Here is a 15,453-nt window from a genome sequence, read left to right on the forward strand (position 1 = left end):
GCGCAATTGCGCACCATAGTTCGCGCTTGCGCGCGCCCCGGAATGACGGTGCGAGGATTTACGAAAACGCCTGTATCCCCGTGATCGCCCGGCCCAGGATCAGGGCATGGACGTCGTGGGTGCCTTCATAGGTGTTCACGGTTTCCAGGTTCGCGGTATGGCGCATCACGTGGTACTCGATCTGGATGCCGTTGCCGCCATGCATGTCACGGGAGACGCGGGCGATGTCGAGGGCCTTGCCGCAATTGTTGCGCTTGACGATCGAGATCATTTCCGGCGCCATCTTGCCTTCGTCCATCAGGCGGCCGACGCGCAACGAGGCCTGAAGGCCGAGCGCGATTTCGGTTTCCATGTCGGCGAGCTTCTTCTGCACGAGTTGCGTTGCCGCTAACGGCCGGTTGAACTGCTTGCGGTCGAGTGTGTATTGCCGCGCGCGGTGCATGCAGTCTTCCGCTGCACCCATCGCTCCCCAGGAGATGCCGTAGCGGGCGCGGTTGAGGCAGCCGAACGGTCCCTTCAGGCCTGATACGTTGGGCAGCAGCGCGCTCTCCGGCACCACCACGCCGTCCATCACGATCTCGCCGGTGATCGAGGCGCGCAAGGACAGCTTGCCGCCGACCTTCGGCGCCGACAGGCCTTTCATGCCCTTCTCGAGAATGAAGCCGCGGATCTGGTTGTCATGCGCGGCCGACTTGGCCCAGACGACGAACACGTCGGCAATCGGGGCATTGGAGATCCACATCTTGCTACCGCTGATACGATAGCCGTCGGACACCTTCTCGGCACGTGTCTTCATGCCACCGGGATCGGAGCCGGCATCCGGCTCGGTCAGGCCGAAGCAGCCGACCCACTCGCCGGTGGCCAGCTTCGGCAGGTATTTCTTGCGCTGGTTCTCGTCGCCATAGGCGTAGATCGGGTACATCACCAGCGACGACTGCACCGAGTTCATCGAGCGATAGCCGGAATCGACGCGCTCGATCTCGCGCGCCACCAGGCCATAGGCGACGTAGCTCGCGTTCGCGCAGCCATATTCTTCGGGCAGCGTGACGCCGATCAGGCCGAGTTCTCCCATCTCGTTGAATATCTCGCGGTCGGTCTTCTCTTCCAGATACGCGTTGATGACGCGCGGCAAGAGCTTGTCCTGCGCGTAGGCACGCGCGGTGTCGCGGATCATGCGCTCATCTTCGGTGAGCTGGTCGTCGAGCAGGAACGGATCGTCCCACTGAAAGGAAGCCGCCGCCGGCTTGTCCTTGGCTTGAGGGCGCACGCTCATGAAAATCCCTTTCGCATCACTGTCCCGTTGGAAATTGCCGCCAAATTAATGCGCTATCGGCAGAAGCGCAAATGGATTGGGCGATCGTCATTCCGGGATGGTGCGCAAGCACCAGACCCGGATTATCGAGATTCTCAGGGGCGCAAGGGGCGCCCCATGGTTCGATGCTACGCATCGAACCCGGAATGACGACTACTGTCCCTCCAACTTCTCGTTGGAAACAATTTCGATGCCGAACCCGGATAATCCCTTGTAGTCGTGCACGGAGGACGTGAGATTGACGATCGAAGTGATGCCGAGATCGCGCAGGATCTGGGCGCCGACGCCGACTTCACGCCATTGCCGGTGCCTATCGGCCTCCGCCGTTTTCTGTTCGCCAACCGGTTCGACGGGAACCCCGGCCGCGCCGTCGCGCAGGTACACCAGCACGCCGCGACCGGCCTTCTTGAAATGATCCAGTACGATTTGCATCCGCGCCTGGCCCGTGAAGAGATCTTTGACGATGTTGGGCTTGTGCAAGCGCGTCAGCACGTTCTTGCCGTCGCCGACGCCGTTATAGACGAAGGCAGCATGCGCGATCTCGTCGAAGGGCGAGCGATAGGCATAGCCCTGGAGCGGTCCGATCGGGCTGTCGGTCGTAAACGTCGCGACCCGCTCGATCAGCTTTTCGCGCGCCTGACGGTAGGCGATCATGTCAGCTATCGTGACGTGCTTGAGCTTGTGGGCGGCGGCGAATTTCGCGACCTGCTCGCCCTTCATCACGGTGCCGTCGTCGTTCATCAACTCGGAGATGACGCCGACCGGAGGCAGGCCGGAAAGCTTGCAGAGATCGACCGCCGCTTCGGTATGGCCGGAGCGCAAGAGCACGCCGCCGTCGCGTGCGATCAGCGGAAAGATGTGGCCTGGCCGGGCAAAGTCGTTGGCGCCGGCGTTGGGATTGGCGAGCGCGCGGCAGCAGGAGGCGCGCTCCTCCGCCGAAATGCCGGTGCCGCCATCGGGCTTGTAGTCGATCGAGACGGTAAAGGCGGTGGTGTGATTGGACTCGTTATGCGCCACCATCGGATCGAGCCGCAGCCGGCGCGCGTCGTCCGTAGTGATCGGTGCGCAAACGATGCCGGAGGTATGGCGGATGATGAATGCCATTTTCTCCGCGGTGCAGAGGGAAGCTGCAACGATCAGATCACCCTCGCCCTCACGGTCGTCGTCGTCGGTGACGACGACGAGCTCGCCCATGGCAAAGGCTTGCAGAACTTCCTGGATCGTATCGGCCATTTTCCAAAAATCTCGTCAAATTTCGCGGGGTGCTGCAAGTGCATTAGCCGGACTCCATGGCCGGCGCCAGCGTCAATACGCAGGGCGGAACGCTGGAGAGGCATGGCGGGCCCGAATGAAAAACACTGGCGATGATCGCCCGGCCGCATCGAGCGGTTTCGCCTGGCGAAAGCACTTGCGAGATTATAGCCCCTCTCACGCAGCCGGCGAATGCCCGTTGGGTAAATCGCCGGCCCGAGACGCCATCTTTCCTGCTATGGCAGCACCTCGCGGCGCTCGCTGAGCAGCGCGTCGGTCTCGGCGCGTTTGTCCTCCAGGAGCCCGGCCTGGGCGGCTTCGATCACCTTGTAGAGTTCGTGGGCGTCGCTGAGCCTGGTCACCGTAACGTAATCGGCGCCGGCCTCGTAGAGGTCGTTGACGTTGGCCAGGATCTCCGCGGTGGCGACGATCTTGGCGGTCGGATTGAGCGAGCGGACGTGCCGGACCAGCTTTTCGTTGTCGGCGCCCTTCAACAGCGAATCCGGGATGCTGAGGATGATCAGCTCCGCCTTGCCGACGCCGGCATGCACCAGCGTATCGACGTTGCTGATGTCGCCATAGACCACGTGCATGCCGCGGTCCGTCAAGGTCCTAAACACCAGCGGATTGAAGTCGATCACGGTGATCTGCTCCAGCGCCGCCGGATTGAGGCGCTCGATATCGGCAACCAGCGCGCTGGCGGCGCGGAAGAACCCGAGAATGACGATCCGGCGCGCCTCCCCGTGCCCTGCATCGTGCCCTCCGTCGGCCTCATGCTTGTGATCGAGATCGCGCAAGCCTATCCGCTTCAGGGGACCGATCAGGCTGCGCGTGATCTGATCGCTGCGGCCCATGACGAAGGTGCTCAGGACCGCCAATACCACGAAGGCAAACGACGCCGCGCTCGACGTCTCAGGTCCAATGTGATGCGCCGTCACGCCGGTCTGGATCACAACCAGCGAAAACTCCGATATCTGTGCCAGGTTGATCGCCGGCAACAGGCTGGCGCGCAGGCCCTGCTTCATCAGATAGAGCGGCGTGAACGTCGTTACCATGCGGCTGACGACGGTGAAGGCCGCGATCGCAAGCGCCAGCCCGATCACCGACGCACCGGGGATCGGGATGGTCATGCCGAGCGAGACGAAGAACAGCGTGATGAAGAAGTCGCGCAGCGTCGTGACCTTGGCGGAGACGTCGAGCGCATAGGGGAAAGTCGACAGCGAAACGCCCGCTACCAGCGAGCCCATCTCGCGCGACAGGTGCAGCCTCTCCGCGATCTCGCCGATCAGGAAGCACCAGGCCAGTGCGCCGAGCAGGATCAGTTCCGGCCGGCGCGCAATCTGGTGGAACAGCCACGGCAGCACGTAGCGGCTGAGCACGAGGGCAGTCATCACCAGCACGCCGACCCGCGCGATCGACAGCAGGATCACGCTCACCTGCAGATTGTCGAGGCTCGGCTGCACCGCCAGGAACAGTATCGCGAAGATGTCCTGCAGCACCAGCACGCCGAGCGTAATCCGCCCTGGCAGCGTGTCGAGCTCACGCTTCTCGTACAGCACCTTGACGATGATGACCGTGCTCGACAGCGCGCAGGCGACGCAGAGATAGAGCGCATCGAAATGGCCGCTGCCCATCGACAGCCCGATCCCGATAAAAAACAATATTCCGAGCAGGACGCCGCCGGCCAATTGCCCGCCCGCGGCAAACAGAATCACCTTGCCGGCGCGCACGATCTTCTTCAGGTCGATTTCCAGCCCGATCATGAACAGCATGAAGATCAGGCCGAGTTCGGAGATGACGGTGATCGAATCCTGGGACTCGACCCACTTCATGCCGAATGGACCGATGACGAACCCGGCGATAAGGTAGGCCAAAATCAGCGGCTGCCGGGAAAAATGCGCCAGCAGGCCGAGCCCCCAGGCGAACAGGATGCACAGAGTGATATCGCGAATAAGTTCGTGCATGGTTCCGGATTTCCCCCTTTTGCAACCTAGAGGTCCCGGCGCAAGGGTCAAACAAGCAATGTGTCACAGCCATGGAATGGGGGCTTTTCCCGCGATTCTGGCCACGTTGTCGATCCTCTACGCCCCCACCGCCAGCGCCCGAACCGCAGGCGGAATCGAACAGAATTTCGCAAACTCCCGCCCCCTCGTATCAGAGCGGATCGCCCATTTCGACACAGCAGGCAAGATGGTGGATAGCTACCTCAAGTCCCCGATTGCGCTAAAACCATTCGCTACCACCGAGGTCTTCATCGCCGCAAACGACGTGCGCGGCGGAACGGGAGCCAATTTCGTGGTCGGCTGGGCGGCCACGGGTGAGATCGCCGAGCCCGCGGTCGAGGCGCCGATGGTCGGCGGCGTCGGAGCCGGACATAACGCCTTCATCAGTGGGGCGGCCGATCGGCATCGCCGGCAAGACCCGGGCTGAACAACGACGAGCCGGAGGGCCTCTCGGCCCTCTCAACAAGAAACAAAATGGAGTGAACATTCATGTCTACCGCTGCACCCTTCGATTTTGCGCCCTTGCTGCCTGCCGGATTGCCGGCGCCGGCGGCGCGGTGGACGGGGCTTGCCAGATACAGTTTCGTCGGCGGCAACAATGATCCCGAGCAGGTTCCGGTCGACGGCCTGATCGACGCCGTCAATGCCGTGCTCCGGCGCGAGGGCAAGACGCTCGCGACCTACGGCCTCGCCAGCGGCCCGCAGGGCTATCGCCCCTTGCGCGAATTCCTCACCGCGAAACTCAAGCGCGACGCCGGCATCGCCTGCATCGCCGACGACATCATGATCGTCTCCGGTTCGCTGCAGGCGCTCGATCTCGTCAACCAGACGCTGCTGGCGCGCGGCGACACCGTGCTGGTCGAACAGGAAACCTATCAAGGTGCGCTGACCCGGCTGACGCGGCTCGGCGTCAAGGCGGTCGGCATTCCCCTCGATGACCAGGGCATGCGGATGGATGCGCTGGCGGCAGCCCTTGCCGACCACAAAAGCCGCGGCATCACGCCGAAATATATCTACACCATCCCGACCGTGCAGAACCCGACCGGCAGCATCCTGCCGCAAGCGCGCCGCGCGGAGATGTTGAAGCTGTCACAGCAATACGGCGTGCCGATTTTCGAGGACGATTGCTACGCCGACCTGATCTGGAGGGGCGAGCGACCGCCCGCGATCTACGCCATGAGCCCGCACGGCGGCGTCATTCACATCGGCTCGTTCTCGAAATCGATCGCCCCTGCCCTGCGGGTCGGCTTCATCGTGGCACCCTGGGAGATGATGTCGCGGATGCTGGCGCTGAAGACTGACGCCGGGAGCGGCGCGCTGGAGCAGATGGTACTGGCGGAGTACTGCGCGCCGCATTTCTCGACCCACGTGCCGAAGCTGACACGCGGCCTGCGCGCCAAGCTCGACACGCTGATGGAAGCGCTCAACGAGCAGTTCGGCACATCGGCCGAGTTCGAGGAGCCCGAGGGCGGCATCTTCCTGTGGCTGAAACTCCCCGACAATGTCGATACGCTGAAGCTCTATCAGGCCGCGCTCGCCGCAGGCGTTGCCATCAATCCCGGACCGGAATGGTCGACCGACAAGGCCTATGCCGGCAGCCGGTTGCGGCTGTGCTTTGCCAGTCCCTCCCATGAACAGATCCGCGAGGGCGTGGCCGTGCTCGCCGAAGTCTGCCGCAAGGAGTTTGGGGTGCCGGCGCGGATTGCTAATGTGGAGAAGCGGGCGCGGAGTTGAGCCTGTTCCGGCTCAACTCCTCGCGGAGGCTATTCTCAGCGAAACACCAGTGCGATCCGCAGCAGCCGGACGATCGAGACGTTGCCCTTGCCGGCTTCGATCTGCGCCACGTAGCGCTCGGACATGCGGGACCGGCGCGCGAGCTCGCGGCGCGACATGCCGCGCAGCGTCCGCATTTCGCGCACCCGGTCGCCGAGTTGGCTGAGAAATTCGCTCTCGTGCGGCAGCCTGCCGTCCTCGTCATACGGGATCGGCCCAATTGGGCGGTCCGTCGCTGCCTCGCTGTGGGATAGGCTTTCGCTGTGTGCCACGTTCGATCCTTTTGCCCGACATCGTGGTCAAGCAAAAAGCCCTCGCATTGATCGGGATCAAACGGCGTTGGCCACCGTGCAATTTGATTTTGATCAATCGGCCCACAGGCCGTGGCCGGCGCCTATTCAGCCTTGATGCCGGCCTCGGTAATCAGCTTGCCCCATTTTACGCTCTCGCTCTGGATAAACTTTGCAAAAGCCTCGGGCGAGGTGGGCGCGGGTTCGGCGCCGAGAACGCGGATTTTCTCGATCGCCGCGGGGTCGCTCAACGCCTTCACGAAGGCGGCATTCAGCGTTTTGACGATGTCGGGCGGCGTGCCGGCGGGCGCGACGATACCAAACCAGCCGACCGATTCGAATCCCGAGAGGCCCTGCTCCGCCAGCGTTGGAACGTCGGGCAGAAAAGCCACACGTTTTGCCGCAGAGACGCCGAGTGCCTTCAACTTGCCGTTGCCGATCAACTGCTTGGATGCAGGGATATCCAGCACGGCCAGCGGGACGTGGCCGGCAAGGACGTCCGTGGTCGCCGGCGCGGTGCCGCGATAGGCGATCAGTTGAATTCCGACACCGGCCTTCTGGTTGAACAAGGCCGAGGTCAAGTGCATCGCCGTTCCATTGCCGCCATGGCCGATCGACAGGCCCGCCGTTTGAGCCTTGGCCTTGGCAATGAGATCGGCGACCGAGGCAATAGCCGATTGTTGCGAAGACACCAGCACGAACGGGATTTCCGCCAGCAAGGTGACCGGCGCCAGATCCTTGACGGGATCGAACGCCATCGCCGCGCGGTTGAGATGCGGGTTGACGGTCAGCACGCCGGCCGCGGCCACGCCGAGCGTGTAGCCATCAGGCGCTGCCTGCGCCACTGCCCCGATCCCGATATTGCCGCCCGCGCCCGCCCGGTTCTCAATGACGATCGGCTGACGCAGCGTTTCCGAAAGCAGCGGCTGCAGGGCACGGATCACGATATCGGCACTGCCGCCGGGCGGAAACGTCACGATGATCTTGATGGGTTGATCGGGATATGCGTTTGCTGCTTCAATCGCCGATAATGACAGCGACAAAACAACAACAAGGGCGCGGATCATGGCTTGCCGGATCGACGGAAACATTGAGGGTCCCCCGATGATCTCTGTGGCGCTCAGTAATGCATGATCGGCCCAACGCAGCAAGCGACAAGGCGGTAAGCAACATGGTGAAGACCAGCGTTCTCGTGGTCGGCGGCGGTCCAGTCGGTCTCACGCTGGCCATGGACCTCGCAACCCGGGGAATTGCCACCACCGTCGTAGAAACACGCGCCGCCCGCGAGCCGCCGAGCGTGAAATGCAACCACATCTCGTCGCGCTCGATGGAGATTTTCCGCAGGTTAGGCCTGGCGCAGAAGCTGCGCGACGCCGGATTACCGGCCGACTACCCGAACGATTGCTCCTACCGCACCACGGCAACGGGCATCGAGCTCTCGCGCATCCTGATTCCCTGCCGGCGCGACCGCTATACCGCCACCGGCGGACCAGACACCGGTTGGCCGACAGCCGAGCCGCCGCACCGCATCAATCAGATCTATATGGAACCCGTGCTGTTCGCCCACGCCGCCGCCATCGATGGGCTGCAGATTCTGAACCGCACCGCATTCGAGGCTTTCAGCGAAGTCGAAGAGGGTATCGTTGCAACCGTCCGCAACCTCGATACCGGAGCCGCCTTTCAGATTCACGCCGATTTCATCGTCGGCTGCGATGGGGCCCGTTCGCTGGTCCGCAAGGCGATCGACGCCAATCTGCAGGGAACGCCGATCATCCAGCGCGTGCAGTCGACCTACATCTGCGCGCCCGCCCTGCTCGGCCTGATGGACCGGCCCGCCTGGATGACGCTGTCGCTCAATCCGCGGCGCTGCGGCACGGTGGTCGCGATCGACGGCCGTGAGAAATGGCTGATCCACAACCACCTCAATCGCGAGGATGAGACCTTTGAATCCGTCGATCGCGATGCCTCGATCCGCGCCATCCTCGGCGTCGGCCCCGATTTCGAATACGAGATTCTGAGCAAGGAGGACTGGTTCGGCCGTCGCCTCGTCGCCGACCGGTTTCGCAAGGGACGCGCATTCATCTGCGGCGACGCCGCCCATCTGTGGATGCCCTATGCCGGCTACGGCATGAATGCCGGGATCGCGGACGCCACCAACCTCGCATGGCTGCTCGCCGCCTATCTGCAAGGATGGGCCAACATCGCCATTCTCGATGCCTATGAGGCCGAGCGCCTTCCCATCACCGAACAAGTGTCGCGCTTTGCGATGGAGATGGCGGGCAAGGTCCTGAGCCAGCGCCGCACCGTTCCCGATGCAATCGAGCAGCCGGGGCCGGAGGGCGATGCCGTCCGCAAGCAGGTCGGGCAAGCGGCCTATGACCTGAACGTGCAGCAATATTGCTGCGCCGGCCTCAACTTTGGGTACTTCTACGACCGCTCCCCGATCATTGCCTATGACGGCGCCGAGCATCCGGGCTTTACGATGGCGAATTTCACGCCGTCCTCGACGCCGGGGTGCCGTCTTCCGTTTGCGAAACTGCCGGACGGACGGCCGGTCTATGATGCGTTAGGTCCGGGCTATACGCTCTTGCGGTACGATCCGGATGTTGCGGTTGCGTCATTGGCCGACGCGATGCGCACAAAGGGCGTGCCGTTTGCGGTCGTCGATGTTCCGGGCGACCAAGCGCAGCCGCCCGGCGGCCGGAAGCTCATCCTTGCGCGCACCGATCAGCATGTCGCCTGGCGCGGCGACGCAATCCCTGGCGATCCCGCACCGCTCGTCAGCAAGCTGATCGGCCGCGCCCATCAGCTTGCATCCGCTTCTGCGTAAAGTACCAGTGCGCTTGCCTATCGCACCGCGAACGGCGCCTGATAGGGCCTGCCGAACGGCACGCCGTTGATCACGGTCTGCACGGGCTTGAGCAACAGCTTGCCCTCGCGCCTGTTGTTCCGGGTGTCGACGAACGAGGTCTGCCCTTCCACCAGATCCAGGATCGCGACGTCGCCGGGTGCGCCGATCTGCAGCGTGCCGATCTTCGGTGCGCGGTTGATGATTTTCGCCGGCGTTACGGTGGCGGCCGCCACAACCTGCTCCAATGTAAGGCCAAGCGTGATGAACTTGCCCATGACATTCGGCAAATACGGCATGCCCGGCGAGTTGCCGGAGAAGACGTGGATGTCGGAGGAAATCGTATCCGGCGTACAGCCGCCAGGAAGCGCGACCTCCGCCACCGTGAAGTCGAAACTGCCACCGCCATGGCCGACGTCGAACATCACGCCGCGCTGCTTGGCGGAGAGCGCCGCCGGCAGCAGCTTGCCCTCCTGCACGATGTTAGTGAAGGCGCCGCCGATATTCGGCGCGCCGGAATAGGCGTGCGTCAGCACGTCGCCCGGCCGCATCAGGTCGAGGATTTGCGACATCAGCTCCTTGGTCTCGACGCCGCCGATATGCACCATCATCTTGGCAGGCCAGCCGCACATTTCACAGGCCTTGATGCTGCGCTTCAACGGCTCCAGCCCGTGCTTGGCGATGACGTTCTCCGACATCCTGACCTTCACGCCGAGCAGGAAATCCGGATTTTCCGCCAGCGCCATCGCGCACGCATCGACTTGCGCGTAATCGATGTTGTAGAGCTCGGCGACCGGGAAACCGGACAATCCGTTGTTGGCGATATGGACGAAGGCGTAAATTCGTGCCCGCGATTGCGCCACGATGTAACGCCGCAGCGCCGCGAGATTGTTGACGCCGGCATCGCCTGCCGACACCACCGTGGTGGTGGCCTGGGCCTGCACCAATTCGTCGGCGGGAATGCCGATCGCCGAACCATAGGGGTAGACGTGCGAATGCAGATCGATCAGGCCGGGTGTCACCAGCCTGCCTGAGGCATCGATGCTCTTGGCGGCGCGCGCGGCCGGAATCTCGTTCTCGACGGCCTCGATCACGCCCCAGCGGATGCCGATGTCACGCTTGCCCCTGAGCGACTGGCTCGGATCCAGCACGTCGCCACCCTTGATCACGAGGTCGAACTTGTCGTTCGGTCCCATCGCAGCGCTGGCAGGTCCGGCGATCCCGGCGATGGCGGCCGATCCGGTCAGGCTCAGGAAATGACGGCGTGAAACTCCGCTCATGGCAGCCTCCCTGATTTGATTGTTATGGCGCGATGATGCGCCCGCTCCCAGCCTTCCGCAAGCAAGAGTAAGACCTGCCCATTCTCGTCCCACGCTGGATTGAAGCACGGCGCTGCCGGCTTCCAGTGGGCGCTTACTGTATCGACTTTCGCAGCTTTGCCTCTCGCGGCGCACGCATGCGAGACACGGCAACAACAAAAGAAGCGATCGGACGATGATCGATTCGGGCTGCATCGCACACGCATCTGAACAAGCGTTCAGAATTCTCTTCAAGTTCCGCGGGAACGTTCTTCAAAATTTGATGTTCTATCCTCGCTCAATCGAGGAGGATTGGAATGAAGAAGCTTGGATACGTCATCGCAGCTCTCGGCGCGCTCGTCATTGCGGCGCCGTCGATTGCGAGCGCCGAAACCGTCGTGATCAAGAAGCGCGGCTACCATGGCGGCTACCATGTGGGACCCCATCACCGCCATCACGGCGCGCGTGCCGAATTCAGGCGACATCGCGGCTGGCATCGCGGACACCATCATGGCCACAGGACCGTGGTCATCAAGAAGAAGTACCGTTACTGACGTATCGTCCCTGGATCCCGGCTCTGATGAAATCAGAACCGGGCTCTATTTTGCCTGATGCGCTTCCCTACGCAATCCGGCATGCCCCCTCGGATAGCATCGCGTCGCGCGTTCGGTCCGGATGCCCCCCAAACGAAAAATGGCCCCTCGCGGGGCCATTCTCTTTGTTTGCGTGTCGCTGCGTTCGACGATCTCAGCTATAGATCTCGAACAGGCCGGCGCCGCCCTGGCCGCCGCCGATGCACATCGTGACGACGCCCCACTTGGCCTTGCGCCGGCGGCCTTCCTGCAGGATGTGGCCGGTGAGACGCGCACCGGTCATGCCGAAGGGATGGCCGATCGCGATCGAGCCGCCATTGACGTTGTATTTCTCCGGATCGATGCCGAGCTTGTCGCGGGAATAGAGGCACTGGCTGGCGAAGGCTTCGTTCAGCTCCCAGAGATCGATGTCGTCGATCTTCAGGCCATGTCGCTTCAACAGCTTCGGCACGGCGTAGATCGGGCCGATGCCCATCTCGTCCGGCTCGCAGCCCGCCGCCGCCCAGGCGACGAAGCGGCCCAACGGGTTGAGGCCGCGCTTCTCGGCATCCTTGGCTTCCATCAGAACGACCGCCGCCGCGCCATCCGAGAGCTGGCTGGCGTTGCCGGCGGTGACGTACTTGCCCGGGCCCTTGACCGGCTCGAGCTTGCCAAGGCCTTCCATCGTCGTGTCGGGCCGGTTGCACTCGTCACGGTCGACGGTGTAGTCGACGATGCTTTCCGCCTTGGTCTGCTTGTCGACCACCTTCATCTTGGTCTTCATCGGGACGATTTCGTCCTTGAACTTGTTGGCCTGCTGGGCGGCCGCCATGCGGCGCTGCGATTCCAGCGAGTACTCGTCCTGGTACTCGCGGCTGAGCTTGTAGCGCTCGGCAACGATATCGGCCGTGTCGATCATCGCCATGAAGATATCGGGCGCGACCTTCAGCAGGTCCGGATCGATCGATTCCTTGGGCGAGCCGCCGCCCGGGATCGAGATGCTCTCGACGCCGCCGGCTACGATGCAGTCAGCTCCGTCAGAGCGGATCGAGTTGGCGGCCATCGCGATGGTCTGCAGGCCGGAGGAGCAGAAGCGGTTCACCGAGACGCCGGCGGTCGACTTCGGCAATCCCGCGAGCAGCGCGGCCTGCCGGCCGATATTCGGCGCGCCATGCGCGCAATTGCCGAGATAGCAGTCCTCGACATATTCCTTCTCGACGCCGGCGCGCTCCACGGCGTGCTTGATGGCGTGAGCCGCCATCGACATCGGCGGGGTGATGTTGAACCCGCCGCGGCCGGACTTTGCCAGCCCCGTACGTGCATAGGAAACGATGACAGCTTCACGCATTTGAAAGACCTCCCTTTGATGCGATCCAGTATGGACTGGAGCCGCGCCCGTGTGTAGCGAAAACCCGAATTCCGGCCAGCGGAAAAGAATGAAACCGAAAAAGCCGGCTCAGGGCCGGGATTTGCACAACGCCTGTCCGTCGGCAAGGCCGCGGTTGGCTTTTCGTCGCGATGCGCGACGCTCCCGCTGTTTCACTAAGCGAAATTGACCTTCGATCGCCCGCGTAGAAAGGCGTGCGGCATCAGAACCAAGCGGGGGTGCGATGGTAAGGGCGTTCGTTGCCGTGCTCGGCGATCATCGCCCTCTCAGCGCTCATCGTGGTCGGCAGCTATCTGCTGGTAGTGCCCTTGAGGCAACCGAGCCTCAGATGTGCTGCGCCATGATCTGGCCCGGCCGCGCATCCGGGCGGGGCTCGATATCGACCGACCACAGGTCGCGGTTGTCGACGTCCTTCAACGTCACCGTCATCACTTCGGTCTTGCCGTCGATGTCGACGCGGCCGAAAAACTGTAGCCCGAAACAGGGCGCGAGATTCTCGCCGCTGCAGCCCTTCTGGAGCATCGCTTTCGGCCCGAACGTATTGTCAAGCGGGGCCGGCGCCCAGGTGCCCGCATGCAAGGGGCCCGAGACGAACTCCCAGAACGGTTCGAAGTCCTGATAGATCGCGCGGTTCGGATCATAATGATGCGCGGCCGTGTAATGCATGTCGGCGGTCAGCCACACGGTGTTGCGGATGCCGGCACGCTTCATGAACGACAGCAAATCGGCGATCTCATGCTCGCGCCGCTCGGGCGGGCCGTCGCCGAGCGCAATCGCATCCTCGCTGATGAGACCGATCGGCATGTCGGCGGCGATCACCTTCCAGGTGGCGTCGGAAGCCACCAGCTCGCGCTTCAGCCAGGCCAGTTGCGCCGCGCCGAGGATGCAGGTGTCGCTGTGGTCGTCGCGCCGGTTCAAAGTGGAATCGCGGTAGCTGCGCATATCGATCATGAAGACATCGAGCAGCGGGCCGTAGGCGATCTTGCGATAGATGCGGCCGTCCTGCGCGGGCGTCGCGCGCATCGGCATGAATTCATGGAACGCGCGGCGCGCCCGCGCCACCAGATGCGAGCTGCCGTCTTCGGCATAGCCGGTCTCGTCGGCCGTGCCGATCGGCGCCCAGTCGTTGGTGACCTCGTGATCGTCCCATTGCGCGAACAGGGGGACGGCGGCATGGAAGGCGCGGAAACTTTGGTCGAGCCAGTTATATTTGTAATTGCCGCGGAACTGCGCGAGGGTTTGGGCGACGACGGATTTTTCCTCGGTGATGACGTTCAGCCATATCCCGCCATCGGGCAGCCTCAATTCCCGCTCCACCGGGCAGTCCGCATAGATGTGGTCGCCGCAATGGATGAAGAAGTCGGGGCGGTTGTCGAGCATCGTGCGGTAAGTCCGCATCCCGCCACGGCTTTCGTCGATGCCCCAGCCCTGCCCCGTCGTATCGCCTGACCAGGCGAACGATACGTTGCTCCGTGCGGTGGGCGCGGTACGAAAGTGCCCGACCTGCGGCTCGCCGGCGATCCCCGGCTCGCTTTCAAACCGCACGCGATAGAAAATATCCTGCCCCGGCGGCAATCCGTCGAGCAGAACCTTCGAAGTGAAATCGGCTTCCGGCAACGCATCGGCCGAAGCCGTGCCAATGATGGACTTGAAATCTTCGCTGGCCGAACATTCGACCTGCATCCGCGCCGCGCGGTCGGCGCGCGCCCAGATCACCGCGGAATTGGCCGAGACGTCGCCCGATTGAATGCCGCTGGTGATGAGCGGCCGATCCGCGGCGCGGCTGAGGTAGGGTCTGGCGAGGCCGCCGAAACCGGCGACGGCGAATGTCGCGGCGGAGCGGACCAACCATTGACGCCGCGTCAAGGCGGGCTTGGCTCGAATCGCAATCGGCATCGAAGCACCCTCGTCGAATCACGACGAAGGTGTGCCCGAGCAATTTGAATGCTGGCCGAAGGTTTTACGACAGGTGGATGAAGGTGCAGATTAGTAGGATGGGTTGAGCGACTTGTCCGCCGTAGAATTGTAGGGTGGGCAAAGCGCAGCGTGCCCACCATTCACGAACACGTTGCGGACTAATGGGGTGGGCACGCTGCGCTTTGCCCACCCTACGGCAGCTACGAATTTAGTCTACCGCTGCCAGTCGCAGATGCCGCCGGACTTGCACGGCCAGGTCTGGATCCGCGTGTCGCGGGCCTGGGCGTCGAGCGGATTGGTGTGGCGACGCACCTGCTTGGTGCTGCGGGCCGCAGCGCGCGGCTTCTGCACGCGTTCATGCGCCAAGTGAGTCTTGGGCGCGACAGTCTTGGAGGCAGCAGTTTTGGGCGCAGCCGCCTTGGGCGCGGCGGCGGCCTTGGGCACGACCACGCGTTCCGTTTTCACCGGCTTGCGATCGGTTCTGGCCTCGATCCGGACCGGGGCGAATCGCGTTTCCGGGCCGAGCCGCTTCGGTGAGAGCATGGCTTGGGAAGGATCGAGGCCGAAGAGCTCGCCCGCGCGATACTCGTCCCCCCGCGCGGCGCTGCCCGATATCAGGAGCCCCGTGCAAAGTGCTGCGGCAATAGCGCTTTTCAGGACCATCGCGGGCCTCCTGAAATCAACCCAAAGATTTAAGAACAGCCGTGATGTAGGGAGCCGAACGGACAAATCCAGCCGTTCCTTTCCCTTGAGGTTACCGGTGACTGATCCAGCCTGTGAAAAAGTTCACGAGCCGGATGAA

13 protein-coding genes are annotated in these 15,453 nt (G+C 63.1%); 4 read left to right on the forward strand and 9 right to left on the reverse strand.

Annotated elements, in window-relative coordinates; all coding sequences use genetic code 11:
- Positions 1 to 58 precede the first annotated feature (58 nt).
- The 3 genes from LMTR13_RS30505 to LMTR13_RS30515 all read right to left on the reverse strand — a co-directional run bounded on the left by LMTR13_RS30505 (position 59) and on the right by LMTR13_RS30515 (position 4,527).
- A complete protein-coding gene (locus LMTR13_RS30505) occupies positions 59 to 1,273 on the reverse strand; it encodes an acyl-CoA dehydrogenase (RefSeq protein WP_065730999.1) in 1,215 nt (404 codons plus the stop codon).
- Between the two features lie 192 nt (positions 1,274 to 1,465).
- Positions 1,466 to 2,545, reverse strand: coding sequence for a 3,4-dihydroxy-2-butanone-4-phosphate synthase (ribB, locus tag LMTR13_RS30510; protein WP_065731000.1), 1,080 nt, complete (start codon positions 2,543 to 2,545; stop codon positions 1,466 to 1,468).
- A 254-nt stretch (positions 2,546 to 2,799) separates the two neighbouring features.
- On the reverse strand, positions 2,800 to 4,527 hold the full coding sequence (locus LMTR13_RS30515) for a cation:proton antiporter (protein ID WP_065731001.1): 1,728 nt from the start codon (positions 4,525 to 4,527) through the stop codon (positions 2,800 to 2,802).
- Here LMTR13_RS30515 and LMTR13_RS43470 point away from each other — a divergent pair.
- Positions 4,526 to 4,993 carry a DUF3124 domain-containing protein gene (locus tag LMTR13_RS43470; RefSeq protein ID WP_335622051.1) on the forward strand — a complete coding sequence of 156 codons (468 nt, stop codon included), beginning with the start codon at positions 4,526 to 4,528 and terminating at the stop codon, positions 4,991 to 4,993. The genes LMTR13_RS30515 and LMTR13_RS43470 overlap by 2 nt on opposite strands.
- A gap of 62 nt (positions 4,994 to 5,055) precedes the next feature.
- A complete protein-coding gene (locus LMTR13_RS30525; RefSeq protein WP_065731002.1) occupies positions 5,056 to 6,300 on the forward strand; it encodes an aminotransferase-like domain-containing protein in 1,245 nt (414 codons plus the stop codon).
- Between the two features lie 35 nt (positions 6,301 to 6,335).
- On the opposite strand, the gene LMTR13_RS41375 is transcribed toward LMTR13_RS30525, so the two are convergent.
- Together LMTR13_RS41375 and LMTR13_RS30535 are read right to left on the reverse strand one after the other, a co-directional pair.
- Entirely contained in the window at positions 6,336 to 6,611 is a 276-nt protein-coding gene (locus LMTR13_RS41375; protein ID WP_335622052.1) for a helix-turn-helix domain-containing protein, read from the reverse strand.
- Positions 6,612 to 6,733: 122 nt separating this feature from the next.
- Positions 6,734 to 7,720, reverse strand: a complete 987-nt coding sequence (locus LMTR13_RS30535) for a Bug family tripartite tricarboxylate transporter substrate binding protein (protein ID WP_065731003.1) — start codon at positions 7,718 to 7,720, stop codon at positions 6,734 to 6,736.
- A 35-nt stretch (positions 7,721 to 7,755) separates the two neighbouring features.
- Here LMTR13_RS30535 and LMTR13_RS30540 point away from each other — a divergent pair, with 35 nt between their 5' ends.
- Positions 7,756 to 9,459, forward strand: a complete 1,704-nt coding sequence (locus tag LMTR13_RS30540; RefSeq protein WP_065731004.1) for an FAD-dependent oxidoreductase — start codon at positions 7,756 to 7,758, stop codon at positions 9,457 to 9,459.
- A gap of 17 nt (positions 9,460 to 9,476) precedes the next feature.
- Here the strand turns inward: LMTR13_RS30540 and LMTR13_RS30545 are convergent, their stop codons facing one another.
- Positions 9,477 to 10,757, reverse strand: coding sequence for an amidohydrolase family protein (locus tag LMTR13_RS30545; RefSeq protein WP_065731005.1), 1,281 nt, complete (start codon positions 10,755 to 10,757; stop codon positions 9,477 to 9,479).
- A 335-nt stretch (positions 10,758 to 11,092) separates the two neighbouring features.
- On the opposite strand from LMTR13_RS30545, the gene LMTR13_RS30550 reads away from it, so the two are divergent.
- Positions 11,093 to 11,329 carry a hypothetical protein gene (locus LMTR13_RS30550; RefSeq protein WP_065731006.1) on the forward strand — a complete coding sequence of 79 codons (237 nt, stop codon included), beginning with the start codon at positions 11,093 to 11,095 and terminating at the stop codon, positions 11,327 to 11,329.
- Positions 11,330 to 11,522: 193 nt separating this feature from the next.
- Here the strand turns inward: LMTR13_RS30550 and LMTR13_RS30555 are convergent, their stop codons facing one another.
- From LMTR13_RS30555 to LMTR13_RS30565, 3 genes are all read right to left on the reverse strand, one after another.
- Positions 11,523 to 12,695 carry a thiolase family protein gene (locus LMTR13_RS30555; RefSeq protein WP_065731007.1) on the reverse strand — a complete coding sequence of 391 codons (1,173 nt, stop codon included), beginning with the start codon at positions 12,693 to 12,695 and terminating at the stop codon, positions 11,523 to 11,525.
- A gap of 363 nt (positions 12,696 to 13,058) precedes the next feature.
- The gene (locus LMTR13_RS30560; protein WP_065731008.1) at positions 13,059 to 14,630 is read right to left on the reverse strand and encodes an alkaline phosphatase D family protein; all 1,572 of its coding nucleotides are present in this window, start codon (positions 14,628 to 14,630) and stop codon (positions 13,059 to 13,061) included.
- A 234-nt stretch (positions 14,631 to 14,864) separates the two neighbouring features.
- Entirely contained in the window at positions 14,865 to 15,314 is a 450-nt protein-coding gene (locus tag LMTR13_RS30565) for a hypothetical protein (RefSeq protein ID WP_065731009.1), read from the reverse strand.
- Positions 15,315 to 15,453: the final 139 nt, after the last annotated feature.

It is taken from the genome of Bradyrhizobium icense (assembly GCF_001693385.1).
Taxonomy (GTDB): Bacteria; Pseudomonadota; Alphaproteobacteria; order Rhizobiales; family Xanthobacteraceae; genus Bradyrhizobium; species Bradyrhizobium icense.